Origin of the sequence: Streptomyces sp. NPDC004647, from assembly GCF_040609575.1 — a bacterium.
GTDB lineage: Bacteria > Actinomycetota > Actinomycetes > Streptomycetales > Streptomycetaceae > Streptomyces.
The window spans coordinates 174,551-200,513 of sequence record NZ_JBEXKU010000003.1; the positions used below are offsets into that span (position 1 = coordinate 174,551).

Here is a 25,963-nt window from a genome sequence, read left to right on the forward strand (position 1 = left end):
GGATCAGCCTCCCTGGACTGCGGTGAGGACCTCGACGCGGTCGCCGTCGCCGAGAGCGGTGGTGGGCCACTGGCCCCGGGGCACGACGGTCTCGTTGAGCGCGGCCGCGACTCCCGAGGGCGCCGTGGTGAGGGTCGCGACGATCCGGTCGAGCGTCGTGCCGTCGGGGATCTCGCGCGGCTCGCCGTTGAGGGAGACGGTCATACGCGCTGCTCCTGCCGTACGGGGTCGCCCGGTGCGTGCGCGGTGGCCGTGGAGCGGGTGGGGCGCTCACCGGGGGAGAACCTCAGCGGGGTGAACGGGCGGGCCTCGTCCGGAAGTTCACCCGTGACCAGCAGTTCCGCCATGGCGTCGCCGGTGACCGGGGTGAGCAGCACGCCGTTGCGGTGGTGGCCGGTGGCCAGGTGGAGTCCGGGCAGCGCGGTCGGGCCGAGCAGCGGCGCGTTGTCGGGGGATCCGGGGCGCAGGCCCGCGCGGGTCTCCGTGAGGGGCAGCTCGGTGATGCCGGGGACCAGCTCATGGGCGTCGCGCAGCAGTTCGTACACGCCGCCCGCGGTGACGGTGGTGTCCCAGCCCAGTTCCTCGCTGGTCGCACCGAGCACCAGCTCGCCGTTCTCGCGCGGCACGAGGTAGACATGCCCCCCGCGCACCACGGCCCGTACGGTCCGGGAGAGGAACGGCGCGTAGGGCTCGGGGACGCGCAGCCGCAGGACCTGGCCCTTGACCGGGCGGACCGGTGGCAGGGCCTCCTCCGGAACCCCGTCGAGCTGTCCGCTGCGACTGCCCGCGGCGAGGACGACCTGCCCGGCGGCGAGCCGCGTGCCGTCGTCCAGGACCGCTCCGGCTGCCCGGTCGTTCCCGACGGACAGCCGCCGGGCCCAGGCGCGGTGCAGCACCACTCCGGCGGCTTCACAGGCTGCGAGCAGCGCCGCGGCGAGCCGGCGCGGGTCCGCTTGATGGTCCCCGTCCACCCGCAGCCCCCCGCGGACACCGGGCGCGAGCATGGGTTCCAGACGCCGGCATTCGCGTCCCGTCAGCCACTGCGAGTCGAGACCGGAGCGGAGCTGGAGTGTGTGGAGCTCCCGGAGGTGGGCGCGGTCGTCGGCATCCAGAGCGACGGCGAGGGTGCCGCAGGTCCGGTAGCCGATGTCCTGGCCGCTCGCCTCCTCCAGCTCGGCCGCGAAGGCCGGGTAGCGCTGTGCCGAGGCGAGGTTGAGGCTCAGCAGGCCCTCCTCGCCGTAGTGCAGCTCGGTGACCGCCGCGAGCATTCCGGCGGCAACCTGCGCGGCGCCCCCACCGGGTGACGGGTCGGCGACGGCGGTACGCAGACCGCGCTGCGCGGCCCGCCACGCCGTGACCAGACCGATGATCCCGCCCCCGATGACGAGGACGTCGTACGTGTGCGAGTGCGGTTGCGTGTGCGAGCGCTGGTGTGGCGCGGTGCGGGCAGCGGAAGTCGCGGTGCTGCCAGGAGAAGTGCTGCCGTCGGGCGCGTGCATGGGCGTCCAGCCCCTCCCTTCGCCGGCATGACCCGGATCAGGTTCGTACGGTCGGAGGCCGCTCAGCCTCCCTCTCAGCCCGGTCCGTCCGGGCTCCCGCGAGTGCTCTACGGTGGCCACCCTAACGCCCCGCCTCGATGCCCAGTAAGGGAGCGGCCCCGCATGACCCGATCTCTGGACGGACTCGTCCTCGCTCCCGTCGCCGACCAGGCACCGGGCCAGGTCGGCACCCGGACCCGGTTCGAATACCACGAGGCACGGGGCCGGATCTGGGCCGACTACGCGGGCGGCGACATCGTCCGCGGATTCCTCCTCGGCACCCGCGAGAAGGACCGGCTCGACTTCCGGTACGTCCAGCTGAAGCAGGACGGCAGCACCTCCTCGGGCCACTGCGAGAGCACGGTCGTCGAACTGGACGACGGGCGTATCCGGCTCGAGGAGCGCTGGGAGTGGGAATCGCAGCGGGGCAGCGGCACCAGCGTGGTCGAGGAGACCCGCCCCTGATATCCACATGATGCGGTGTCAGAAATCTCGACGCGCGCGTGTGCTGCAGGTCCGTACCGCCGTCCTACAGTGATCGTGTGAGCAAGGACAGGCAGCAGACAGCGCAGCGGGTCGTGATCGTCGGCGCGGGCATGGCCGGCGTGCAGACCGCCATTGCCCTGCGCGAAGAGGGCTGGACCGGCGTGATCACTCTGCTGGGCGCCGAGCCGCATCAGCCGTACGACCGGCCGCCGCTGTCCAAGGAGGTGCTGCTCGGCAAGGTCGACGGCTCCGCATTCAAGGTCGACTTCCCCGCGCTGAGCATCGAATTGCTGCTCGGACGCCAGGTCACGGCGCTGCGCCCGACCGAACATCTCCTGGAGACCGAGGCCGGGCCTGTGCCGTACGACCGGCTCGTCATCGCGACCGGCGCCGAGCCGATCACCCTGCCCGGCACGGAGGGCGTGCCCGGCGTATACCTGCTGCGCACCCTCGACGACGCCGAGCGGCTGCGCCCGGTCCTCGCCGAGCAGCAGGAGATCGTCGTGGTCGGCGCGGGCTGGATCGGCGCGGAGTTCGCGACGGCGGCGCGGGAGGCGGGCTGCGTGGTCACCGTCGTCGAGGCCGCCGACCGCCCGCTCGCCGGGGCCCTTCCCGCCGAGGTCGCCGAGCACATGAAGGCCTGGTACGCGGACAGCGGCGCCCGGTTGATCACCGGCGCGCGCGTCGCGGCGGTCGAGCCCGGCGCGGTGCAGCTGGCGGACGGGGCCCGGCTGCGCGCGGACGCCGTGCTCGTGGGAATCGGCGCGCGGCCCGCCACCGACTGGCTGGCCGGATCGGGCGTCGAGCTGTCCGAGGACGGCGCCGTGCGCACCGACAACCGGCTGCGCACCACCGCGCCGGATGTCTATGCGGTCGGCGACTGCGCTTCCTTCCCCTCGGCCCGGTACACCGAGCGGCTGCTCGTGCACCACTGGGACAACGCCCTGCAGGGGCCGCGCACGGTCGCCGCCGACATCGTGGGGGGAGAGACGTCAGGGGCGGTCTACGACCCGGTGCCGTACTTCTGGTCCGAGCAGTTCGGCCGGTTCGTGCAGTACGCGGGACACCATGCGGGGGCCGACCGCACGGTGTGGCGCGGTGACCCGGACGGGGCAGCCTGGACGGTGTGCTGGCTGCGCGAAGGCGTGCTCGTGGCGCTGCTCGCTGTGGGCCGGCCGCGCGATCTGATGCAGGGGCGCAGACTCATCGAGCGGGGCGCGAGGATCGATCCCGAACGGGCCGCGGACCCCGCTGTACCGCTCAAACTGGCCGTTCTCTGAGTTCCGGGGGAGCGAGTCGGCGGAGTGAAGCGGCCACGCCAGGCGGGCCACGCCCGGCCGCGCTCGGCTACCGACTGTCAGCCCGGGATGGCAGGCTTGTTCCTGTGACCGAGATTGACACGAAGACCGATGCGCTCGTCCCCGCCTGGCTCACCCTCCCCGACATCGCCGAGCGGCTCGGCGTCGAGGTGACCCGCGTCCGGCAGCTGGTCAAGGAAGGCCAGCTGATCGCGGTGCGCCGTGGCGAGAACCGAGTGCTGCAGGTGCCCGCTGACTTCATCGGCGACGGCAAGGTCGTCAAGGGCCTCGCCGGGACGCTGACGCTCCTCAAGGACGACGGCTTCACCGACGAAGAGATGCTGGAGTGGCTCTTCACTCCGGACCCGACCCTGCCCGGCACCCCCGCGCAAGCCCTGCGCGAGAATCGCGGCACGGAGGTGAAGCGCCGCGCCCAGGCGCTCGCCGTGTGACCGAATGAACCGCAGGTGTACGGGCCGGGAGACGCCGGCCCGTACACCGCCGATCCCGGGGGGGACCCACCCATGGCCACCGCCACCGCCGCTGCGTCCGTCTCCGCACGCGAGCGGCTCGCCGATGCCCGGCTCTATCTGTGCACCGACGCGCGCAAGCGCCAAGGGGACCTCGCGGAGTTCCTGGACGCGGTGCTCGCGTCCGGCGTGGACATCGTGCAGCTGCGGGACAAGGGCATGGAGGCGGGCGAGGAGCTGGAACACCTGGCGGTGTTCGAGGACGCCTGCCGGCGGCACGGCAAGCTGCTCGCGGTGAACGACCGGGCCGACATCGCCCACACTCTGGGCTCCGATGTGCTGCACCTGGGACAGGGCGACCTGCCCGTGCGCGCCGCCCGCGCCATTCTCGGTGCGTCCGTGCTGATCGGGCGCTCCACCCACGCCGAGGCGGAGGTGGCCGCCGCGGTCGCCGAACCCGGCGTCGACTACTTCTGCACCGGCCCCTGCTGGCCCACGCCCACCAAGGCCGGGCGTCACGCTCCGGGCCTGTCGCTGGTGCGCTACACGTCCGAGCTGGAGCCCGTACGGCCCTGGTTCGCCATCGGCGGCATCGACGCGTCCAACCTCGATGAGGTGCTGGACGCGGGGGCGCGGCGGGTCGTGGTCGTGCGGGCCATCACCGAGGCGGACGACCCGGGCGCCGCGGCGGCGGATCTGGCGGCGAGGGTGCGCGAGTGCGTCTGAGTGCCGCCGGGCGCGGTGCGTGACGGGACGAGTTGTCCGAGTGGTGGACGAGATCCCGGCCAACCGGTCATATCGTCGTGTTTGATTGGGGCTCCGCCGCCTCGGTCGATAGCCTGCGGGTATGGCCCTTGGCACTGCTTCCACCAGGACGGATCGCGCGCGTACCGTCCGTGACCTGCTTGCCTCAGGCAAGCGGTCCTACTCGTTCGAGTTCGCCGCCCCCAAGACCGAGAAGGGCGAGCGGACGCTGTGGAACGCCATCCGCCGGATCGAGGCGGTCTCGCCGACCTTCGTCTCCGTGACGTACGGAGCGGGCGGCTCCTCCCGTGAGGGGACGGTACGGGCCACCGAGCGGATCGCGACCGACACCACGCTCACCCCGGTCGCGCACCTCACCGCCGTCAATCACTCCCTCGCGGAGCTGCGCAACGTCATCGGGCAGTACGCCGACGCAGGGATCCGCAACATGCTGGCCATTCGCGGCGATCCGCCCGGTGACCCCATGGGCGAGTGGGTGCGTCATCCGGAGGGCGTTCAGTACGCGGCCGACCTGGTACGGCTGATCAAGGAGTCGGGCGACTTCTGCGTCGGTGTCGCGGCCTTCCCGGAGATGCACCCGCGCTCGACGGACTGGGAGAACGACGTCCGGCACTTTGTCGACAAATGCCGCGCCGGCGCCGACTTCGCGATCACGCAGATGTTCTTCTCCGCCGATGACTACCTCCGGCTGCGCGACCGGGTCGCGGCGGCCGGCTGCACCACCCCGATCATCCCGGAAATCATGCCGGTCACGAACGTCCGGCAGATCGAGCGGTTCGCCCAGCTCAGCAACGCGTCCTTCCCGCCCGAGCTGTCGAGTCGGATCCTCGCGGTCAAGGACGACCCGGCGGCTGTACGCTCCATTGGGATCGAGTACGCCACGGAGCTGTGCGCGCGGCTGATGTCCGAGGACATCCCCGGGCTGCACTTCATTACCCTGAACCACTCCACGGCAACGCTTGAGATCTACGAGAATCTGGGGCTGCACCAGCAGTCCTGACGATCGGCGAGAGAGGGGCGTATATGGGCTGGACGGTCCTCTACATCGCGTTCGGCATCGTCGCGTTGTGGCTGCTCGGAGAGGTGCTGCTGCAGTACAAGGCCCGGCTGCGGTGGCGGCTGCTGGCGTTCGCCGGGTTCCTCGGCGTGGTCCTCGGAGTGCTGCTTCCGTCGGTGCCCGTCATCGGGGTCGGGGCGATCACGTTCGCCATCGGGCAGACGTACGTCACGCTCTCCTTCCGGCGCGGCTTCTCGACGGGCTGGGCGATCGGCGGCAGCCCCGGCTCCAGCCGGCGGCGCAAGGACGAGATGCCTCCGTTGGAATCCGATCCCACGCTGGAGGTTTCCGACCTCGAGGCCATGCCGCCGATGCAGGAGCAGGACGGGTACGGGCTGGACGGGCCGGAGAGCGGAACCGGCCAGGAGGTCTACCAGCCGCAGCCGCTGCCGGACGACACCGAGCAGTACGGCGTGTACAGCGACTCCGGGTACAACAACTCCGGGTACAGCGACTCCGGGTACAGCGACTCCGGGTACGGCACCGACCCGCAGAGCCCGTACGCCACCTACGGCGAGTACAGCCAGGACGGCCTGGTGGGCCAGGGCGGCTACGCGAACCAGTACGACTACGGGAACGGGCAGTATGCCGCGTACTCCGACCCGTACATCGGCGCCGCCGGGGCGCAGCAGTACGACCAGTACGCGTCCTACGGCGGGCAGCAGTACGACTACGGCACGGGTCAGTACGCGGCCGACCCGTACGGAGCGCCGGCCGATCAGCAGTACAGCCAGACCCCGCCCGGCGGTGTCTGGGTGCCGCAGCAGCGGGACGGTGAGCAGCCGCCGGTTCCCCCGATGCCGGACGAGCAGCCCTACCCGTACCAGCAGGACTACAACAACGGCTACGGCGAGCAGTACCGCTACTGACCCGCCTGTCCGGCCTCCCGGTCCCGGCCCCCGGCCCGGCCGCCACCCTGGCCGCCCGGTAGGGCGGGCCGGGGCCGGACGTCCGCCGTCACTGGGAGCCGCGCCAGTCGTCGCCTTCGACGATCAGGCCGGCGACCAGCGCGCCCGACATCCCGGCGTGCGCGAGCCCGCCGCCGGGATGCGCGGAACCGCCCGCCAGATACAGCCCGGCCAGCGGGGAGCGGTTGTCGGCCCGGAGAAATTCCCCGCGAGCCCCGGCCAGCGCCGGGCCCGGCAGGGAGCCCCCCGGGGCTCCGGTCTCGCGTTCGGTGTCCACAGGGGTCCGCACCTCGCGCCACATCACCCGCTCGGCCAGACCGGGAACCGCCGCGTCGGCCGCCGCCACGACCTGATCGGCATACCGCTCGGTGAGGCCCGCGGCGGTCCAGTCCATCGCCCCGGCCTCGTCCCGCTCCCAGTCGCGGTGCCCGTCACCGGCGAGCCGGTCGGTCCCGGCGGCGGGGCGGTGGCGCGGCACGGTCACGGTCAGCACGACCGGCTCATGAGCGTCGTCCGGCCGCAGCGACGGGTCGTCGGGGCGCAGCACGGTCACGGTGGGGAGGGCGCACGGGCTGCCGGATCGCCCGTCGAGCGCGGCGAGTTCGGCCGCCGGGTCCGCGGCGTGCACCACGGTCCGGTGCGGCACGTCCGCGGGCCGCGCACCGCTCAGCGCCAGTAGGACGGTGAACCGGCCGCAGCCCAGCGGCCCTTCGTCGGGCCAGGGGCGTGCGGGCCCGAAGTTGTACGGGGTCCAGCGCTCGCTGTACAGCCGCCGCGCGTCGATCCCCGACACCACCGTGTCCGCCTCGACACGGCGGCCGTCGGACAGCTCGACGCCGATCGCCCGCTTGTCGTCGAAGGCCACGTCGGCCACCTCGGCGCCGAAGTGGAACTCAACACCCCGCGCGCGGCACCGTTCGAAGAGCGCCTCGGCGAGCGCCCGTATGCCGCCGCGCACGTACCAGGTGCCGAACGTCTGCTCCACGTAGGGCAGCACGGTCGCACTGGCGGGGGCGGTGCGGGGATCGAAGCCGTACGCCAGGGCGTGGCTCCGCAGCAGCGCGGCCAGCCGCGGGTCGCGCAGTTCGCGCAAGGCGGTCTCGGCGAGGCTGCCCGCCTCCGCGCGCGCCCGCCGACCGAACAGCCCGCGTTTCACCACGGTCGGGTACGGGTCGCGCCCGAGCATCCTCCGGTCCCGGCCCAGCGGCTCCTCGAGGAGCGGTCTGCGCGTGGCGTCCCAGACGTCCCTCGCGCGGTTGATCAGCTCGCTCCAGCGCTCACCCGCGCCCGTACCGAAGGCGGTGTCCAGGGCCGCCACGACACCCGCCCGTGAGGCGTTCGGCAGCGAGAGGTCCGTGCCGTCGGCGAAGACGTGCCGTGCGGCCGGGTCCACCTGGGAGAGCTCGACACAACTCTCCAGTGGCTCCCTGCCGGTCTTCACGAAGAGATCGCGGTAGACCGCCGGCAGATGGAGCAGGCCCGGCCCGGTGTCGAAGCCGAAGCCGTCCCGCTCGAAGCGCCGCACACCGCCGCCGTACGTCTCCGCGCGCTCGTACACCGCCACCGAGTGGCCTGCCACGGCCAGCCGGGCGGCCGCCGCCATTGCGCCCATCCCGGCGCCGATCACCGCAATCCGTGCCATGGACGAGACCTTAGCCGCAGGCACCGACAGCGCCGGAGCGGCCCCGGGGAGCCCGATCGCCACGAGGGGTGTGCGGCCGTCCCCACGCACGCGTGGGGACGGGAACGGGGAACTGAGTAGCGGTACTCAGTGGCGGAGATGAGTAGCCGCGCGGATGGGCCCCGACCTGCGCAGACGGAAGAGTGGAGACCACGGAAGGGGCGCAGCGCCGACACCGCCGACACGGGGCGGCGGAATGGCGCGGCACCCCTGCCGGGCGGGGAGCCCACGGGGGATTCGGGGGCTCCACGGGGGAGGCACGGGGGACGGGGGAAACGGGGGAACGGGGGAAACGGGGGAAGCGCTGTCCGTAGCGGCTCGGGGGGATCGAGCCGCAACGGACAGCGCGTTTCCGTGTTTTCGCGCCCCTCGTACGGGCGTCAGGGCGTGCCTTGTCTGCCGCTCACCCGGCCCTGCAGGAGCAGGGACAGCGCGCCGTGCACATCGTCGAGGGACCGCTCGGGCTGGAACGCCTGCCAGTCCAGAGCGGCCACAAGCACCATGCCCACCAGCGCCGCAGCGGTCAGCTGTACATCGATCTCGGGGTTCAGCTCCCCGCCTTCGACGGCGTCCCGCAGCACGGTCTCCACGACGGCCACAGCCTGCTGCCGTACCACCATCAGCGTGGACTGCCAGGCGCGGTTGGTCCGCCACAGCTCGGCCACGTAGAGCTGGGTGAACGCCGGGTAGCGGTCGATGAAGACGAGTGCGGCCCGGATCATCGCGTCCAGCGCGTCGACCTGGCTGCCGTTCCGCAGGGCGGTCTCGTCCGCCGCCCGCTGGAGCGAGGCGGTGAGCATTCCCACCCCGTGCCGGAGCAGCTCCTCGAAGAGTTCGGTCTTGCTTGCGAAGTTGTAGTAGACCGTGCCCTTGGCGACCCCGGCCCGCTCGGCGATCTCGTCCACCGTGGTGGAGGAGAAGCCCTTCTCCGCTATGAGGGTCACCGCCGCCTCGTAGAGCTTCGTACGTGTGGCCTGGCGGCGGGTGCTGCTGCTGTCCATGCCGCTGATTCTCCCCGCAGCGGCGCTCACTCGCGTCACAGGCTCAGCTCCGGGTGCAGCCGGTCGAGCGTCCAGACCTGTTTGCGACGGGCGGACCACGCGGTGAGTGCCAGGGCGCCCACCGTGAACGCGGTGAGCACCGCGGTGCCCTGCCAGACGGGGCCCAGGCCGCCGCCCGTGATGAGTCGGCGCAGACCTTCGACGACGTAGGTCATCGGCAGGTACGGGTGGATGGCGTTGAAGAAGCCCGGGCTGGTCTGCACGGGATACGTGCCGCCCGCGGAGGTCAGCTGGAGCATCAGCAGGGCCAGCACGAGGATCCTGCCCGCCGGTCCGAAGCGGGCGTTGAGCCACTGCACGATGGCCGCGAAGCAGGCGGTGGTCAGCAGCAGGAAGCCCACCGTGCCGCCCGCCCGGGCCATTTCCAGGCCCAGGCCCCAGTGCAGTACGGACATCAGCGCGGCCGTCTGCAGCACCCCGAGCGCGGCGACGGGCAGCCACCCGGCGACCGCGATCCGCCACGAGGAGGCGCCGGCCGCCAGCGCCCGGCGGTTGAGCGGCTGGATCACCATGTAGGCCACCATCGAGCCCACCCAGAGCGACAGCGGGATGAAGTACGGCGCGAAGCCGGTGCCGTAGTTGGGCGCCTTGTGCATCGACTGCGACGCGAGCTGCACCGGGTCGGACATCACCTCGGTGCGGGCATCCCGGTCCTTCTTCCCGTAGTCGGGGATCTTCTCGGCGCCGTCGTGCAGTCCGCCGGCCAGCTTCCCCGACCCGTCGGCCAGTTTGAACATGCCGCCTTCGAGAGTGTTCGCGCCGTTGGAGAGCCTGCCGATCCCGCTGTCGAGATCGCCCGCGCCCTGCTCGGCGGTGCCGAGCCCCGAGTGCAGGGTCCCGGCGCCCCTGGCGACCTCGTGCGCGCCCTTGTTGAGAGCGTTGATCTTGGCGACCACGGAGTCCAGGTCCTGGCCCAGGGTAGGGGCGCGGTCGGCGAGGTCGAGCGCCATACGGTTCAGCCCGTCCAGATGGGATGCGAGCTCGTCGACGCTCTTGTGGTCCTGGACCAGGCTGTTGAAGTCCGCGGCGAGATCGGCCGCCGTTTCGGCCTTGTCCGCGGCGTTCTTGAGCTGGGGGCAGGCCGAGTCCAGCTCCAGCGCGCCCTCGCACCGGTCCGCGTAGATCTTCGCCAGGGCGTCCGCGGCGAGGCGGGTGTCCTTGGCCGCCGTGGCAGCGTCGGCGGGCAGCGTGCCGAGATCCCTCTTGAGCTGCCGGCTCGCCCCGGCGACGTTCCGGGCGCTGTCGCCGATCTGCTGGCCGTGGTCCTTCAGGAACGGGCCCGCCTTGTCGGCCATGGCGTTGACCTTGTCGGCGAGTGCCTGGGTGCCGTCGGCCACCTTCTGCGAGCCGTCCTTGAGCTTGCCCGCACCGGTGTGCAGCTTCGTGGTGCCGTCCTTCAGCTTCCGGCTGCCGTCCTTGGCGTCGGTCAGGCCGACCGCGAGGTCGCCCGTGCCCTTCTTCGCCTTCCCGATCCCTCCTTCGAGGTCGTCCGCGCCCTTCGCGGCTTTCACCGTCTTCCCGTGGATGTCGGAGAAGGAGACGAAGATCTTGTCCAGGAAGCTCCGGGAGGTCTTCCTCGAAGCCGCCGAACGCACCTCGGAGAACACGGTCTTGGAGATCTGCCCGACGATGTAGTTGTTGGCATCGTTGGTGCGGACCTGGAGGGCTCCGGTCTCCGGTTTGTCACCGGAACTCGACGCGACCCGCTTGCTGAAGTCGGCCGGTACGGCCATGGAGAGGTAGTACGTCCCGTCCTGTACGCCCTCGCGGGCCTCGGCGGGGCTCACCTCGTGCCACTCGAAGGTCTTGCTGTCACGCAGACCACGAACGATGTCGTCGCCCGCCTCGATCTTCTTGCCCTGCGCGGTGGCGCCCTTGTCGGAGTTGACGAGAGCGACCGGGATCTTCTCAAGGCGGCCGTAAGGGTCCCAGAAGGACCACAGATAGAGCGCTCCGTAGAGCAGCGGCAGGAGCAGGAGGGCGGCGAGCGCCGCCCGCGGGAGCCTCCCCCTGCCGAACCGCTTCAGCTCAAGCGCGGCCAGTTTCGGCGAGCGCATCCGCCGCCCCCTCTTCCTTCTCGTCCTTCTCGTCGTTCTCGTGCTTGTCGTCGGCCGCGTCCCCGGCCGGTGCCTCACCGGGATTCCCCGAATCCCGGTGAGGCTCCTGCTCCTTGCGCGGCGCGGTGGAGACGACCAGCGTGTCGGCCGGTGCCTCGCTGCACACCGCCAAGACCGTCGTTCCGTCCTCCGCCAGGCTCCGCAGCATGGTCCAGGCCTGCTCGCGCTCGGCGTCCGAGAGCTTGAGGTCGGTGTCGTCGACGGCCAGCAGCCGCGGGCGGCAGATCAGCGCGAGAGCCACCGAAAGCCTGAGCACCTCGAGCCGGTCCAGGTCCCGTACGGCCGTGCGCTGCCCCTTCGGCAGCGACGGCAGATCCAGTCCCGCGGCCTCGAGGGCGCTGTCGATACGGCGCCGGGCGTCCGCGGCGCGCTCGTGCCGGGGGCGCAGCAGGGTGCGCAGCGAACCATCGAACCGGCGCTGCAGCAAGGCGCGTTCCCGAAGGTGCTCGGCGACGGTGAGCGCCGGATCGACGTCCGTGATGCCAGGTGCCGGGCCGAGTGCGCTGATCCGGCGTACGGCGGCCATCTTCCCCCTGCCGCGAGCGCTTCCGGGCAGTCGCAGCCCGGCTACCTCCGCGTGGCCCGCGGTGGGGCGCATCCGTCCGGTGAGCGCCAGCAGCAGACTGGTGCGGCCCGAACCCGAGGGCCCCTCCACGGCGATGAGCGCCCCGGGCTCCGCGCTGATGTCCACGTCGCGGAACGCCCAGCCGCGGGGGCCCTCGACGCCGAAGCCCTCGGCTGTGACCGCCGCCCCGTGCGGGGCCGCCCCGTGCGGGGTGCTGTCCACGAAACCTCCCTCGAACCTGCTGTGCTTTTCTTTTGAACTGACTGGTCAGTTCAAAAGTATGGCGCATGGCTCGGGGTCATCTCAAGGCGGGGTATCGGGAGCGGGAAAACCGCAGGTCAGGGTGAATTGTCAGTGGTGTGCCCCACGATGTGGGCATACGGCACAGAGCCGTCCGCGACGACTGGAGGTTCGTCATGGCTCGTACGCCCGCCCGTCGCCAGGCCGGCCCCGATGGCAGTGCTTCGCGCCTTCCCCCGGCAGGGCGCCGCCGCACCAGCCGTCCCGACCCCTCGCCGATCGGCCCCGCGCACGATGTGCACCCCGTCGTGCGGCGGGCCACCGCCCCGCCCGAGGCCCTCGGCCTGCTTGCCCAGGCCCGTCAAGGCCTCGACGAGGCGGCGGAGTTGGAGACCTCGAACGAGCGCTACGCCACCGCGCACCTCGCCGCCCTGCGTACTGCGGCGGCCGTGCTCGCGGTCCGCGGCCGGCCCGACGCAGTCCCGCGCCGCAAGCAGCGAATCCGCAGCGCCTGGGAGGTGTTGCCCGAGGTCGCACCCGAACTCGCCGAATGGAGCATGCTGTTCGCCTCCGGAGCGAGCCGCCGTGCACACGCCGAGGCGGGGATTCGGGACGCGTCCAGCCGCCGTGACGCCGACGACCTGATACGCGACGCGGGGATGTTCCTGCGCGTCGTCGAGCGGCTGCTCGTGCTGCAACCGTCGCTGCCGCAGCCCAGGGTGGACGCCCGGCCCGACGCCGGATGACCTCTGGAGGCAATAGGGTGGGAAGCGCGTTGCACCAGTTCGTTTCCCGCCGCCCGCGGCGGTCCCGCGCCGAGGAGCCACCCGCTGTGTCCGACCCGATGCGCCCCCGCGCCTCCCTCCGTACAGCCGTGGTCTGGGAGGTGCTCCAGGACGCCCTGGAGGGCCGGGTGAAGACCGCCGGCCGGGAAGCCCTGGATGTCCTCGATACCGGCGGTGGCACCGGCAATTTCGCGGTGCCGGTGGCCCGGCTCGGCCACCGTGTGACCGTGGTCGACCCCAGCCCCAACGCTCTGTTCGCCCTGGAGCGGCGGGCGGCGGAGGCGGGGGTCGCCGACCGGGTGCGCGGCGTGCAGGGCGACACCCAGGGCCTCTTCGACGTGGTCGACCGCAGCGGATACGACGCGGTGCTCTGCCACGGCGTGCTCGAGTACGTCGACGACCCGGCCGAGGGCTTGGGGAACGCGGTCGCGGCACTTCGCCCGGCCGGAACCCTGAGTCTGCTCGCGGCGGGTCTGGGCGGCGCCGTCCTGGCGCGGGCGCTCGCCGGTCACTTCAACGAGGCACGGCAGGCGCTCGCCGACCCGGACGGCCGCTGGGGCGAGGGCGACCCGGTGCCCCGCCGTTTCACGGCCGACCAGCTGACCGAGCTCGTCTCCGCGACCGGCCTCACCATCGGGGCGGTGCACGGCGTCCGCGTCTTCGCGGATCTCGTGCCCGGCGTGCTCGTCGACACCGAGCCCGGTGCCGTTGAGGCACTGCTGAAGCTCGAGGCGGCCGCAGCGGAGCTGCCCACGTTCCATTCTGTGGCCACGCAGCTCCATGTGCTCGCCGAGCGCGACGCCGGCTGAATCCCCACAGGTGGGGCGAACGGAGCCGATCGGCGACGGGTCGGCGCATGCAGTAGCCCACACGCCACCCGATCGGCCCCACGGCCCCGTATGATCGGGGGACATGGTCCGGCATGACGGACGGGAGGCACGGGAATGCACGTTCCAGCACCTGACCCGCCACGGCGGTCCGTATTGGCGAATTGGCGCAGAGGGGCGGGTTTCACGGGGGCGATTCCCTGCCTATCCTGAAAGGGTCGCACCCCGGTTGCCCCCCGCGACCGACGAGTAGGAGGACTCCGTGCCGCTCTCGGAGCACGAGCAGCGAATGCTCGAGCAAATGGAGCGAGCGCTGTACGCCGAAGATCCCAAGTTCGCGACAGCGCTTGAGGGAAGCGGGCTGCGTACGTACACCCGGCGACGGGTCTACCAGGCGGTCGCGGGCTTTCTGGTGGGTATCGCGCTCCTCATGGCCGGAATGGTCGCCCAGCAGATCTGGATCAGTGTGGTGGGCTTTCTCGTCATGCTGGGGTGCGCACTGCTGGCAGTCACCGGCTGGCGCAAAGCGCCCAAACCCGGTGAGCAGCAAGCCGCTGACGCGGGCGGTCACGGAGGCGGACCGCATCGCCGTCAGTCCCGTCGGCGCCGGTCCATGATGAACCGAATCGAGGAGCGGTGGCAGCGCCGCCGCGACGAGCAGGGCCACTGAAACGGCTCCTGAACGGAAGTCCTGAATCTCGCTCATGAGGGGCGGTCACCGCTGTGGTGACCGCCCCTCATCGCTGCTCCATCGCTGCTCGGTGGGGCTGTTCCGGTCCGGTCAGGCGGGTCGGTGTTGCTGCTTCGGTCCGGGTCGGGCGGTCGGTGTCTGCCGCTCCGGTCCGGTTGCGCGGTCGGGTCACTGCTCCGGTCCGGGTCGGTGTTGCCGCTCAGGCCGGTCACCGCTCCGGTCCGGTCGCTGCCTTTCCGGGCCCTTCCGACCAGCCCTATCCCTGCTGCCGGCTGGGCCGGACGGCCCGCCGCAGTGCCCTCGCCCAGCGCTCCACGCCCCACCGGGCCACCAGCGCGGACCACCACCGCGAACAGGCCCACACCACCCGCACCGACGAGCGCGGAGCGAGCAGCGCCCGTACCCGGGCGCCCCGGCCCGCGGTCGCGTGCAGACCGGCCCTGACCCGACGCACATCTGCCGCCGGACCGGTCGACGCACGTGGCTGCGGCGCGTACAGCACCTGCTCCACCGCGTCCGCCACCCGGTGCGCCGACTCGGCAGCCGCGCTGTCCAGCTCGCCGCTCCGGACGATCCGGGCCGCCGCCTGCCGTGGCGTCTGGGAGTCGTCCGGCAGGATGCCGTAGTCCCACCCGGAGTCGATGAGCTCACGCCATGCGGCCAGGGTTCTGTCGGTGGTTTCTTCGGTGTTGTCGAGGCCGTCGCCGGCGGTACGGCCCTCGCCCCCGAGCCGCCGACGGCGGGTGCGTGTCCGCCACAACAGCGGCAGGGCCGGCACCAGCAGCACCGTCAGGCCGAGTGCCGCGGTGGCCAGGATCGTACCCACCGGCAGCCCGCGGTCCGTGGGTCCGCCGCCCGTCTGCTGGGCCGGAGTCCCGCACTCGCCCAGCCGCTTCATCTCGGGTGTGCAACTGTCCGAAGGAGAAGGCTCGGCCGAGGGGGCAGCCGAACCCGTCGGCCGCGGCACCGCCGGGTCGGCGGCACCGCCGGACGGAGTCTCCTCGACCGCGTAGTCCGGCACGGTGCCGCGCGTCGGGGTGGGCTCGAAGCGGGTCCAGCCCACGCCCTCGAAGTACAGCTCGGGCCAGGCGTGCGCGTCCTTCAGACCGACCGCCATCGAGCCGTCCGTGTTCGAGGTGCCGGGCGTGAAGCCCACCGCGACCCGCGCCGGGATGCCGAGGGTCCGCGACATCGCCGCCATCGAGAAGGCGAAGTGGACGCAGAAACCCTCCTTCTGCTTCAGGAAGCGGGCGATGGCGTCCGCCCCGCTGCCGGCCTCGACCTCGGTGTCGTAGGTGAAACCGCCGTTCGAGGCGAACCAGTCCTGGATCCTGACGGCCCTCTCGTACGCATCGGAGGCGCCGGAGGTCACCTCGCGCGCCGTGCGGCTCACCACTTCGGGCAGCGCATCCGGCACCTTCGTGTACTCCTGCTGCAACGCCGAAGGCGCCGGACCCGCCGCTGCCAGCTGACCGGCGGTCGGCTCCACCAGCAGGCTCGAGACCTGGTACTCGGCCCCGCGGGTCGTCTGTCCCCGGTCGCCGACCAGAGTGCGGCCCTCCGGCTCGAACCGCCACCGCCCGTCGATCTTCACCTGGCTCGCCGGATAGGGCAGCGGCAGCCAGTTCTGGCGGTACCAGTCGGCCGCCGCCACATTGCTCCGGACCGCGGTCGTCCGCACCCCCGTGCCCAGCCCAGGAGGATCGGGCAGCGTCTTCGGCACATCGGTCACCCGGCGTTCCGAGGGCTTCCATGAACTGCCGTCGAACCGGTCGAGCGCGACGATCCGCAGATACATGTCCTGGGTACTGTCCGAACTCGTCCGGTACGTCAGCACCTCCCGGTCCTCCGGCTGGTTGAGGCTGTTCTGCAACGACACCAGAGGATTCACCGCGGAGATCGTGCCGCCGCCCGGCCCAGAGCCCTGACCACGCCCCCTGGTGTCCAGCAGGCCGCCGCCCAGCGACGGCAGGACCGCGGGCACCACCAGGGCGATGCCGAGAGCCACGGCGCCGATCCGTCGACCCGTACGCACCGGGGCGACCGCAGGTCCTCCGGCACCCGGCTGAAGACCCGCTCCGAGGCGGCTGGGAGCCCGCGGAGCAGCTCCGAACACCCGCCCCCACTGCGAGAGCCGGTCCCGCCCCTCGGCGAGCAGCAGAAGCAGATAGCCGCAGGCCGCCAGCACGAACCACAGCCAGCGCGCCCCGCCCTGGGACAGCCCCGCCGCGACCGAGTACAGCGCGAGCAGCGGCAGCCCGGCCGGCGCGGCACTGCGGTACGTCACCGCGAGCGCGTCCACGATCAGCCCGATCACCAGCACGCCGCCGACCAGCAGCAGCCGTATGCCCGAGGTCACCGGCGCCGGGATGGCGTACCGCCCGACGTCCTCGCCGCCCTCGGTCAGCAGCTGGCCGAACTCCGCGAAGGCGGCCGGCCCCGGCAGCACCCCGCCCAGTGCCTGCTCCCTCGTGAAGGCCACCGTCAGCAGCAGCAGCGCCATCAGGGCCTGCACCACCACCGTCAGCGGCCTGGCCAGCGGCACCCTGCGGGTCAGCGCGCCCACCCCGGAGACGACCGCCACAAGGATCGCCGCCTGCAGAATCCACCCGGCCGGATCGACCAGCGGCAGCAGGGCGCACGCCGCCAGCAGCGTCGCCAGCGCCGCACAGATCGTGAGCCGTCCCCGCCCGCTCATGCCATGCCCCCCGCCGGACCGCCCGTGGGCGATCCCGTGCTCGTACGGTCCCGGTCCGCCTCCCGCCACAGCCGCGGCAGGGACTGGCCCGGCGCGACCGGCAGCACCGTCCAGCCCGCCTCGCGCAGCAACCGCAGCTGCTCCTGGAAGGAGTCCTGGCCGCTGTCCCGCCCGTCCCTGGTCCAGGCGGCGCCGTCCAGTACGAACGCCACCGCCGCCCCGCTGCGCTGCCGCATCCGGGCCACCACCGCGGTCTGCTCATCGTCGAGGCTGCCGAGGAAGGCCACCAGCAGCCCTTCCCGGCCGCCGCGCAGCACGTCGTACGCCCGCGACAGCCCGCTCTCCTCGGAGTGGTCCACCACGGCGAGAGTGTCCAGCAGCAGCCCCGCCGCGTCCGAGGTGTCCCCGCCGAAGCCGCCTGCCCCCTCCGGGCCGGGCACCGAGCTGCCGGTGTCGGTCAGCAGCCGCACCGAGAAGCCCCGCTCCAGCATGTGCACCGCTGCCGATGCCGCACCCGACACCGCCCACTCGAAGGCCGAGTCGGGCCCCGCGCCCCGGTGGGCGATCCGCCTGGTGTCCAGCAGCACCGTGCACCCGGCCCGGTGCGGCTGTTCCTCGCGGCGCACCATCAGCTCGCCGTACCGTGCCGTGGACCGCCAGTGCACCCGCCGCAGATCGTCCCCGTGCCGGTAGCCGCGAGGGATCACGTCGTCCTCGCCCGCCAGCGCCGGCGACCGGTGCCGTCCGTCGCCGTACCCCGAGGCCTCGCCCGTGAGCCCGATGGCGGGCAGCGGCTCGATCCGCGGCACCACGGTCAGCGTGTCGTACGTGCTGAAAGCCCTGGTCAGCTCGCACATCCCGAACGGGTCGGTCAGCCGCAGCTGCAGCGGCCCCAGCGGATAGCGGCCGCGCAGATCGGACCGGACCCGGTAGGACACCTCGTGCCGCCCGCCGGGCTCCACCCGGTCCAGCACGAAACGGGGCCGCGGCCCCAGCACGTACGGAACCCGGTCCTGGAGCATCAGCAGCCCGGTCGGCAGCCGCGAGACATTGTCGACCCGCAGATGCACCCGCGACTCGGAGGCGGCGGGCACGCGCGCGGGGGAGAGCCGCCGGCTGCCCGCCACCTGGTATCGGGTCCGCAGCAGCACGCCCACGCACACCAGCGGCAGCGCGGCCAGCAGCAGGCCCACCCGCAGCAGATCGGCCTGGCCGAGGACATAAGCGCAGATCGCCGCGGCGACACCTGCCGCGAGGAAGGACCGCCCGCGCGTCGTCAGCCCGGCCAGCGCGCCCCGGAGGCCGCCTTCGTCGCCCTCGCCCGCTGCCGGTGACGGCGCCGCGGACATCACAGCCCCCGGGCCCCGGGCGGCTGCTGGTCGTGTGGCTGACGCCATTGCGGCGCGGACGGGTCGGGCACCGGAGTGCGCGCGAGTATCTCGGTGACGACCTGCTCGGCCGTGCGCCGGTTCAACTGCGCCTGCGCGGTGGGCAGCAGCCGGTGCGCCAGCACCGCCACGGCCAGCGTCTGCACATCGTCGGGCAGCGCGAACTCGCGGCCGCTCAGCGCCGCCGCGGCCTTCGCGGCCCGCAGCAGGTGCAGCGTCGCCCGTGGTGACGCGCCCAGCCGCAGCTCAGGATGTTTGCGGGTGGCCGTTACGAGATCCACCGCATAGCGCCGCACCGAATCGGCCACATGGACCGTACGCACCGCGTCCACCAGTTTCACGATCTCGTGTGCGTGCGCCACCGGCTGCAGATCGTCCAGCGGCGAGGAGCCGCCGTGCACATCCAGCATCTCCAGCTCGGCCTCGGGGCTCGGGTAGCCGATCGAGACCCTGGCCATGAACCGGTCCCGCTGCGCCTCCGGCAGCGGGTACGTCCCCTCCATCTCGACGGGGTTCTGGGTGGCCACCACCATGAAGGGACTCGGCAGCTCGTACGTCTGCCCGTCCACGGTGACCTGCCGCTCCTCCATCGACTCCAGCAGCGCCGACTGGGTCTTGGGCGAGGCGCGGTTGATCTCGTCGCCGATCACGATCTGCGCGAAGATCGCACCCGGCTTGAATTCGAAGTCCCGGCGCTGCTGATCGAAGACGCTCACCCCGGTGATGTCCGAGGGCAGCAGGTCCGGAGTGAACTGGATACGCCGCACCGAGCAGTCGATGGAGCGCGCCAGCGCCTTGGCGAGCATGGTCTTGCCCACCCCCGGCACATCCTCGATGAGCAGATGCCCCTCAGCGAGCAATACGGTCAGTGAGAGCTTTACGACCTCCGGCTTGCCCTCGATCACGTTCTCCACCGACCTGCGGATCCGCTCCGCTGTGGTGGTCAGATCCGTAAGGCTCGCTCGATCGTCATAGGTCGTCACCCGGCCCTCCTCGGCCCGTTCTTCGGGCCGGAGCCCGCTCGACGGACCCGGCCCACCCCGATACGTGCGCACCGCACCCAGGGATCCGGGAGCGATGCCACACCCCGCATTCTTGCCGCCCGCGCGGCTTTACGTCACTCGGCTGTGGATAACCGGGATCGTTGTGCCGCCCCCCGACCCACATTGTCATGTCCTCACGGGCGCTGCGGATCGATCTCCCGGAGAAGTCCCGTGGTGACGTCGAAGACGAAGCCGCGGACGTCGTCGGTATGCGGCAGGAACGGCGAGGTGCGTACCCGCTGCATCGCCTGCCGGACGTCCTGGTCGACGTCGCGGAAGGCCTCCACTGCCCACGTCGGCCGCTGTCCGACCTCCATCTCCAGCTCGTGCCGGAAGTCCTCGGTCAGGCTCTCGAGTCCGCATTGGGTGTGATGGATCAATATGACGGAGCGCGTGCCGAGCGCCCGCTGGCTGATCGTGAGTGAACGGATGGTGTCATCGGTGACCACTCCGCCCGCGTTGCGGATGGTGTGGCAGTCGCCGAGACGGAGACCCAGTGCGTCGTGCAGGTCGATCCTCGCGTCCATGCAGGCGACCACGGCCACGTTGAGGACCGGGCGGGCGTCCATGCCGGGGTCGGCGAAGCCCTCGGCGTACTTCCGGTTGGCCTCGATGAGACGGTCGGTGACGGTGCCGCCGGTTCGGGCGGAACCGGAGGGTTCCGCGGGAAGGTGCGCAGATGTCGACATGGATACGACGGTAGCTGTCACCGCAGGCCAAGGCTCCTGGTGAGTTCGGGCAAAGGTGGCCAACGCGCCGTGCTGTGAGGTACCCCACAAGGGGGATGACCTGGCGGCCGTACGGGTGGAGGACGCATTTCACGGCGCGCAGGCCAGTTGGTTGACCGGGGGGACGAGTGGACTAAAGTGGCGCGAAGTGGGAGGCGTGATGCTCCCCTCGGAACCGAAATCCCCCGCGTGCGCGGCGCGTACGTATGGCTCGGCCTCCTCCCGCTCCCGGTTGGCTGACGCCCCTTCCCCGGCGCCAGCAGGCCACTTCCCCTTCAGAGCGGGCGGGGACCCGGTTGTACGTGCGCCTGCGTACGCCGGACCTGAGAGGGGCGCATGAGCGAGACCCGACATGTCCCGGTGATGCTCCAGCGGTGCCTGGACCTGTTGGCCCCAGCTCTAGCCCAGCCCGGTGCGATCGTCGTCGACTGCACCCTCGGCCTCGGCGGTCACAGCGAAGCCCTGCTGAGCACCTTCCCCTCGACCCGGCTCGTCGGACTCGACCGGGACACCGCGGCCCTCAAGCTCGCCGGTGAGCGGCTCGCGTCCTACGGGGACCGCGCGACCCTCGTGCACGCCGTCTACGACGATCTGCCCGAGGTTCTGGAGAACCTCGGCATCCCGCGCGTGCAGGGCGTCCTCTTCGACCTGGGCGTGTCGTCCATGCAGCTCGACGAGGCCGAGCGCGGTTTCGCGTACGCCCAGGACGCTCCGCTCGACATGCGGATGGACCAGTCGGCGGGCATCAGCGCGGCCGAGGTCCTCAACACCTACCCGCCGGGCGAACTGGTCCGCATCCTGCGCAGCTACGGCGAGGAGAAATTCGCCCGCAAGATCGTCGAGGTGGTGGTCCGCGAGCGGGAGAAGGAGCCGTTCAGCAACAGCGCCCGGCTGGTCGAGCTGATCCGCGGCGCGCTCCCGCAGGCGGCCAAGCGCACCGGCGGCAACCCGGCCAAGCGCACCTTCCAGGCTCTGCGTATCGAGGTCAACGGCGAGCTGCCGGTGCTGGAGCGGGCCGTCCCCGCTGCCGTCCGCGCGCTCGCCGTCGGCGGCCGGATCGCTGTCCTCTCGTACCACTCGCTGGAGGACCGGCTGGTCAAGCAGGTGCTGGCGGAGGGCGCGACGACCACCGCTCCGCCCGGGCTGCCGGTCGTCCCCGAGCGCTACCAGCCGCGGCTGAAGCTGCTCACCCGGGGCGCCGAGCTGCCGACGGAGGAGGAGGTCGCCGAGAACCGGCGCGCCGCCCCGGCCCGGCTGCGCGGAGCGCAGCGCATCCGGGAGGACGTGGCGTGAAGCGGGCCGTCCGCGGCAGGGCAGCGCGGTTGGCGCGACTGGTACCGGCCCGCTCCGGCGCGGCCGCCCGGACCCCCTTCGTACTGCTCGTCGTCGTGCTTCTGGGCACCGGGCTGATCGCGCTGCTGCTGCTGAACGCGTCGCTGAACCAGGGGTCGTTCCAGCTGAGCAGGCTGGAGAAGGAGACCGACGACCTGACGGACCAGCAGCAGACCCTGCAACAGCAGGTCGACGGATACTCGGCCCCGGACGCGCTGGACAAGCGGGCCCGGGAGCTGGGAATGGTGCCCGGCGGGAGCCCGGTGTTCCTGAACCCCGACGGTACGGTCCCCAGCCCCCCGGCCTCGGTCTCCGCCTCGGCAGACCCCTCCACCGCGGCCGCCGCCTCCCCTCAGCCGGTGCAGTCGTCCGCGGCCGCACCGCAGCCGGTGCAGTCGACTGCTGCCGCGCCGCAACCGGTGCCGTCCGCCCCAGCCGCGCCCCAGCCCGTGCCGTCGACCGCAGCGGCGCCGCAGCCCGTGCAGTCCACCGCAGCCGCGACCGCCCCGGAGCAGGGCACGGCGCCGGCGAGCGCCCCGGAGGCCACTCCATGACCCCGCCCAAGGAGCCGCCACGCCGCCGCGTACCGGGGCCCTCCGCCCCGCGAGGCGACGCCCGCGGCCCACGCCGCGCGGGCTCCGCGCGCCCCGCCCGCCCGCCGGCCCGCGCCCCCCAGCTGATCCGTCTCGCCAGCCCCCGCCCGAGGCTGCGCCTGGTCGGTTTCGGCCTCACCCTCGTCCTGCTCGCCTTCGTCGTCCGCCTCCTCCAGGTGCAGGCGGTGGACGCGGGAACCTACGCGGCCAAGGCAGACGTCAACCGATATGTGACGCACACTCTCTCCGCCGAGCGTGGTCCGATCACCGACCGGGCCGGGATCGCCCTCGCCACCAGCGTGGACGCGTACGACATCACCGCCGACCCGTTCCGCTTCACTCCCGAGCAGAGCAAGACCGAGGACGCCCCGCAGCAGGCCGCGGCGCTGTTGGCGCCGATCCTCGACCAGGACGAGCGGGAGCTCGCCGAGAAGCTCTCCAAGCCCGAGGCGCGCTACGTGGTGCTGGCCCGCCGCCGCACCCCCCAGGTGTGGAACCAGATCAAGGATTTGAAGAACGCCTTCGCCGAGAAGGAGGCCGAGGGCAACGGCGCCAATGTTCTCGCCGGGGTCTTCCAGGAGCCGCACACCAAGCGGGTCTATCCGAACAAGGATCTCGCCGCCGGGATACTGGGCTTCGTCAACGGCCAGGGCCGCGGTGGCGGAGGGCTCGAGGCCAAGCTCGACAAGGAGCTGGCCGGCAAGGACGGCAAGATCACGTACGCCCAGTCCGGCGGCCGCCAGGTCCCCACCCTGGGCGCCCAGGAACAGCCCGCCGTCCCCGGCTCCGGCGTCGAGCTGACCATCGACCGCGACATCCAGTGGGCCGCCCAGAAGGCGATCAGCGAGCAGGTCGAGGAGTCCCGGGCGGACCGCGGCTACGTCATCGTTCAGGACAACCGCAGCGGCGAGATCCTGGCCATGGCCAACGCCCCCGGCTTCGACCCCAACGACCTCTCCACCTCCGGCGGCTCCTCCCTCGGCAACGCGGCGCTGCAGGACGCGTACGAGCCGGGCAGCACCAGCAAGGTGATGTCCATGGCCGCGGTGCTGGAGGAGGGCGCCGCCACGCCCGGGACCCACGTCACCGTCCCCAACCGGCTGCACCGTGCCGACCGGCTCTTCGCCGACGACATCGATCACCCCACCTGGTACCTGACCCTCAACGGAGTGCTCGCCAAGTCCAGCAACATCGGCACGATCCTCTCCGTCGAGCAGTTGGGCGCCACGAAGCAGCAGTCCAACCGGGTCCTCCACTCCTATCTGCGGAAGTTCGGCCTCGGCCGGCCGACCGGCCTCGGATTCCCCGGCGAGACCCCCGGCATCCTGGCCAAGCCGAAGGACTGGAGCTCGTCCCAGCAGTACACGATCCCCTTCGGCCAGGGCCTGTCCCTCAACGCCGTCCAGGCGGCCTCCGTGTACTCCACGATCGCGGGGGGCGGCGAGCGGATCGAGCCGACCATGGTCCGCGGCACCCGCGGCCCCGACGGCCGCTTCACCCCCGCCCCCGCCCCCGAGAAGACCCGTGTCGTCAGCGAGCGGACAGCCAGGACCCTGGCCACCATGCTGGAGTCGGTGGTCGACGACGAGCAGGGTACGGGCTCCAAGGCCCGTATCCCCGGCTACCGCGTCGCGGGCAAGACCGGCACCTCCAACCGGGTGGATCCGGACACCGGCCGCTACAAGGGCTACACGGCATCCTTCGCGGGCTTCGCGCCCGCCGACCGGCCGCGGCTCACCGTCTACTGCGCCGTGCAGAATCCGACCAGCGGCAGCTACTTCGGCGGTCAGGTCTGCGGCCCGGTCTTCAAGCGGGTCATGGAGTTCTCTTTGAAGACCCTCCAGGTACCCCCGACCGGCAAGGGGCCCGCGCGCCTCCCGGTCGCCTTCGAACCCAGTGAGTGAGAGCAGGCCAGTTCCGTGACGACAACCACCCCCGATCCCGGGAACCGGGAGCAGCCACGCCCCTCCCTTCGCGGCGGGCCCGGTGAGCCCGGTACGCTCACCGCCGTGCCACAAGCTGATCAGTCCCCACCCACTCCGCAGGATGCTCCCGTGACCTACCCGGGAGCACCACGACCGGACCAGGTCCGCCCGACACCGCTCGCGGCGCTGGCGGATCACTTGGGGATCAAGGTCCCCGATACGGCCGGGGAGGCCGCGGCCACCGGCATCACGCACGACTCGCGCGCCGTACGCCCCGGCGACGTCTACGCGGCGCTGCCCGGCGCCCGCTTCCACGGCGCGGACTTCGCCGCCCAGGCCGCCGACCTCGGCGCCGCCGCGATCCTCACCGACTCCGCGGGCGCCGACCGAGCGGCCGGCACCGGGGTTCCGGTCCTCGTCGTGGACGACCCGCGCCGCCGGATGGGCGCCCTGGCCGCCGCGATCTACGACGAGCCGGGCCACGATCTGCTGCAGATCGGCATCACCGGCACGTCCGGCAAGACCACCACCGCGTACCTCGTCGAGGGCGGGCTCCGGGCCGCGGAGGAGAAGCGCCACACCGCCGTGGAGGGGAGCGGCGGCCGGCGGACGGCGCTGACCGGCCTCATCGGCACCGTCGAGTCGCGGATCGGCGACGAGCGGATGAAGAGCGAGCGGACCACACCGGAGGCCACCGACCTCCAGGCGCTCTTCGCGGTGATGCGCGAGCGCGGCGTCCGCTCGGTCGCCATGGAGGTCTCCAGCCACGCCTTGGTCCTCGGGCGGGTCGACGGCACGGTCTTCGATGTCGCCGTCTTCAACAACCTCAGCCCCGAGCACCTCGACTTCCACCCGGACATGGAGGACTACTTCCAGGCGAAGACGCAGCTCTTCACCCGGCGCCGCAGCCGGGCCGGGGTGGTCAACCTCGACGACGAGTACGGCAAGCGGCTCGCCGAGGAGTCCGAGGTCCCGGTCACCACCTTCTCCGCCGAGGGCCACCCGGACGCGGACTGGCGTGCCGCGGATGTCGAGATCGGCCCGCTCGGCTCGACCTTCACCGCCGTCGGTCCCAAGGGTGAGTCCGTACGGGCCGTGGCGCCGCTGCCCGGCACGTTCAACGTCGCCAACGCGCTGGCCGCGATCGCCGCCCTCGTCGTCGCCGGGATCGACCCGCAGACCGCCGCCGACGGCGTCGCCGCCGTCCCGGGCGTGCCGGGCCGCCTGGAGCGTGTCGACGCGGGCCAGCCATACCTCGCCGTCGTCGACTACGCCCACAAACCGGACGCCGTCGAATCGGTGCTGCGCGCCCTGCGCAAGGTCACCGAGGGAAGCCTGCACGCCGTACTCGGATGTGGCGGCGACCGTGACCCCCACAAGCGCCAGGCGATGGGCGCGGCGCTGGCCCGGCTGGCCGACACGGCCGTGCTGACCTCGGACAACCCGCGCTCCGAGGACCCGCTCGCCATCCTCGCGACGATGCTCGCCGGAGCCGCCGAGGTGCCCTCGTACGAACGCGGCACGGTCCTGATCGAGGAGGACCGGGCCGCCGCCATCGCCGCTGCCGTCGCCCGCGCCGAGCCCGGCGACACCGTTCTGATCGCCGGCAAGGGCCACGAGCAGGGGCAGGACGTCGCCGGGGTGGTACGCCCGTTCGACGACCGTCAGGTGCTGCGCGAGGCGATCGAGTCCTCAGCCAAGCACCGCAACGACCAGGGATGACAGATCGCCATGCGCGCATACGCCTCCATCCGGCAGCACCCGTGT

23 protein-coding genes and 1 riboswitch are annotated in these 25,963 nt (G+C 72.1%); of the genes, 13 read left to right on the forward strand and 10 right to left on the reverse strand.

Annotated elements, in window-relative coordinates; genetic code table 11:
• Positions 1–3: 3 nt before the first annotated feature.
• Both thiS and thiO read right to left on the reverse strand, forming a co-directional pair.
• Positions 4–204 (reverse strand): sulfur carrier protein ThiS, encoded by a 201-nt coding sequence (gene thiS, locus ABZW18_RS02615; RefSeq protein WP_356180980.1) that lies wholly within the window; start codon positions 202–204, stop codon positions 4–6.
• Positions 201–1,499, reverse strand: a complete 1,299-nt coding sequence (thiO, locus tag ABZW18_RS02620; protein ID WP_356180982.1) for a glycine oxidase ThiO — start codon at positions 1,497–1,499, stop codon at positions 201–203. Before thiO ends, thiS begins: the two co-directional genes overlap by 4 nt.
• Positions 1,497–1,609: riboswitch (TPP riboswitch) on the reverse strand. Its footprint overlaps the gene before it by 3 nt.
• 52 nt (positions 1,610–1,661) lie before the next feature.
• Here thiO and ABZW18_RS02625 point away from each other — a divergent pair.
• The 6 genes from ABZW18_RS02625 (at position 1,662) to ABZW18_RS02650 (ending at position 6,483) form a co-directional block, all read left to right on the forward strand.
• Entirely contained in the window at positions 1,662–2,003 is a 342-nt protein-coding gene (locus tag ABZW18_RS02625) for a hypothetical protein (RefSeq protein WP_356180985.1), read from the forward strand.
• 131 nt (positions 2,004–2,134) lie between these two features.
• A complete protein-coding gene (locus ABZW18_RS02630) occupies positions 2,135–3,304 on the forward strand; it encodes an FAD-dependent oxidoreductase (RefSeq protein ID WP_356181089.1) in 1,170 nt (389 codons plus the stop codon).
• Between the two features lie 104 nt (positions 3,305–3,408).
• Positions 3,409–3,774 (forward strand): Rv2175c family DNA-binding protein, encoded by a 366-nt coding sequence (locus ABZW18_RS02635; RefSeq protein ID WP_356180988.1) that lies wholly within the window; start codon positions 3,409–3,411, stop codon positions 3,772–3,774.
• Positions 3,775–3,846: 72 nt separating this feature from the next.
• A complete protein-coding gene (gene thiE, locus ABZW18_RS02640) occupies positions 3,847–4,518 on the forward strand; it encodes a thiamine phosphate synthase (protein WP_356180990.1) in 672 nt (223 codons plus the stop codon).
• 121 nt (positions 4,519–4,639) lie between these two features.
• Positions 4,640–5,557 (forward strand): methylenetetrahydrofolate reductase [NAD(P)H], encoded by a 918-nt coding sequence (gene metF, locus ABZW18_RS02645; protein WP_356180993.1) that lies wholly within the window; start codon positions 4,640–4,642, stop codon positions 5,555–5,557.
• Between the two features lie 23 nt (positions 5,558–5,580).
• A complete protein-coding gene (locus tag ABZW18_RS02650; protein WP_356180995.1) occupies positions 5,581–6,483 on the forward strand; it encodes a hypothetical protein in 903 nt (300 codons plus the stop codon).
• Positions 6,484–6,571: 88 nt separating this feature from the next.
• Here the strand turns inward: ABZW18_RS02650 and ABZW18_RS02655 are convergent, their stop codons facing one another.
• From ABZW18_RS02655 to ABZW18_RS02670, 4 genes are all read right to left on the reverse strand, one after another.
• Positions 6,572–8,164, reverse strand: a complete 1,593-nt coding sequence (locus ABZW18_RS02655) for an NAD(P)/FAD-dependent oxidoreductase (protein WP_356180998.1) — start codon at positions 8,162–8,164, stop codon at positions 6,572–6,574.
• A gap of 419 nt (positions 8,165–8,583) precedes the next feature.
• Positions 8,584–9,204, reverse strand: coding sequence for a TetR/AcrR family transcriptional regulator (locus ABZW18_RS02660; protein ID WP_356181000.1), 621 nt, complete (start codon positions 9,202–9,204; stop codon positions 8,584–8,586).
• A 35-nt stretch (positions 9,205–9,239) separates the two neighbouring features.
• Entirely contained in the window at positions 9,240–11,321 is a 2,082-nt protein-coding gene (locus ABZW18_RS02665) for a YhgE/Pip domain-containing protein (RefSeq protein WP_356181003.1), read from the reverse strand.
• Positions 11,293–12,168 carry an ATP-binding cassette domain-containing protein gene (locus ABZW18_RS02670; protein WP_356181005.1) on the reverse strand — a complete coding sequence of 292 codons (876 nt, stop codon included), beginning with the start codon at positions 12,166–12,168 and terminating at the stop codon, positions 11,293–11,295. Before ABZW18_RS02670 ends, ABZW18_RS02665 begins: the two co-directional genes overlap by 29 nt.
• Before the next feature lie 194 nt (positions 12,169–12,362).
• On the opposite strand from ABZW18_RS02670, the gene ABZW18_RS02675 reads away from it, so the two are divergent.
• From ABZW18_RS02675 to ABZW18_RS02685, 3 genes are all read left to right on the forward strand, one after another.
• Entirely contained in the window at positions 12,363–12,932 is a 570-nt protein-coding gene (locus ABZW18_RS02675) for an SAV_6107 family HEPN domain-containing protein (protein ID WP_356181008.1), read from the forward strand.
• Positions 12,933–13,018: 86 nt separating this feature from the next.
• Positions 13,019–13,780, forward strand: coding sequence for a methyltransferase (locus tag ABZW18_RS02680; protein ID WP_356181011.1), 762 nt, complete (start codon positions 13,019–13,021; stop codon positions 13,778–13,780).
• 280 nt (positions 13,781–14,060) lie between these two features.
• The gene (locus ABZW18_RS02685) at positions 14,061–14,468 is read left to right on the forward strand and encodes a DUF3040 domain-containing protein (RefSeq protein WP_356181014.1); all 408 of its coding nucleotides are present in this window, start codon (positions 14,061–14,063) and stop codon (positions 14,466–14,468) included.
• A 277-nt stretch (positions 14,469–14,745) separates the two neighbouring features.
• Here the strand turns inward: ABZW18_RS02685 and ABZW18_RS02690 are convergent, their stop codons facing one another.
• The 4 genes from ABZW18_RS02690 to ABZW18_RS02705 form a co-directional block, all read right to left on the reverse strand.
• Entirely contained in the window at positions 14,746–17,187 is a 2,442-nt protein-coding gene (locus tag ABZW18_RS02690) for a DUF3488 and transglutaminase-like domain-containing protein (protein WP_356181017.1), read from the reverse strand.
• Entirely contained in the window at positions 17,184–18,536 is a 1,353-nt protein-coding gene (locus tag ABZW18_RS02695; RefSeq protein ID WP_356181019.1) for a DUF58 domain-containing protein, read from the reverse strand. The genes ABZW18_RS02690 and ABZW18_RS02695 overlap by 4 nt, the downstream gene beginning before the upstream one ends.
• Positions 18,536–19,558: a MoxR family ATPase gene (locus ABZW18_RS02700; RefSeq protein WP_356181022.1), complete on the reverse strand. Its 1,023-nt coding sequence runs from the start codon at positions 19,556–19,558 to the stop codon at positions 18,536–18,538. Before ABZW18_RS02700 ends, ABZW18_RS02695 begins: the two co-directional genes overlap by 1 nt.
• A gap of 194 nt (positions 19,559–19,752) precedes the next feature.
• On the reverse strand, positions 19,753–20,307 hold the full coding sequence (locus ABZW18_RS02705) for a carbonic anhydrase (RefSeq protein ID WP_356181024.1): 555 nt from the start codon (positions 20,305–20,307) through the stop codon (positions 19,753–19,755).
• Positions 20,308–20,682: 375 nt separating this feature from the next.
• Between ABZW18_RS02705 and rsmH the strand changes: the two genes are divergently transcribed.
• Genes rsmH through ABZW18_RS02725 form a run of 4 tightly spaced genes read left to right on the forward strand, consistent with a single transcriptional unit; the run spans position 20,683 to position 25,918 of the window.
• Complete coding sequence (gene rsmH, locus ABZW18_RS02710) at positions 20,683–21,639, forward strand: 16S rRNA (cytosine(1402)-N(4))-methyltransferase RsmH (RefSeq protein WP_356181027.1); 957 nt, start codon at positions 20,683–20,685, stop codon at positions 21,637–21,639.
• On the forward strand, positions 21,636–22,232 hold the full coding sequence (locus ABZW18_RS02715; RefSeq protein ID WP_356181029.1) for a septum formation initiator family protein: 597 nt from the start codon (positions 21,636–21,638) through the stop codon (positions 22,230–22,232). Before rsmH ends, ABZW18_RS02715 begins: the two co-directional genes overlap by 4 nt.
• Positions 22,229–24,175, forward strand: coding sequence for a penicillin-binding protein 2 (locus ABZW18_RS02720; protein WP_356181032.1), 1,947 nt, complete (start codon positions 22,229–22,231; stop codon positions 24,173–24,175). Before ABZW18_RS02715 ends, ABZW18_RS02720 begins: the two co-directional genes overlap by 4 nt.
• Before the next feature lie 15 nt (positions 24,176–24,190).
• Complete coding sequence (locus ABZW18_RS02725; protein ID WP_356181034.1) at positions 24,191–25,918, forward strand: UDP-N-acetylmuramoyl-L-alanyl-D-glutamate--2,6-diaminopimelate ligase; 1,728 nt, start codon at positions 24,191–24,193, stop codon at positions 25,916–25,918.
• Positions 25,919–25,963: the final 45 nt, after the last annotated feature.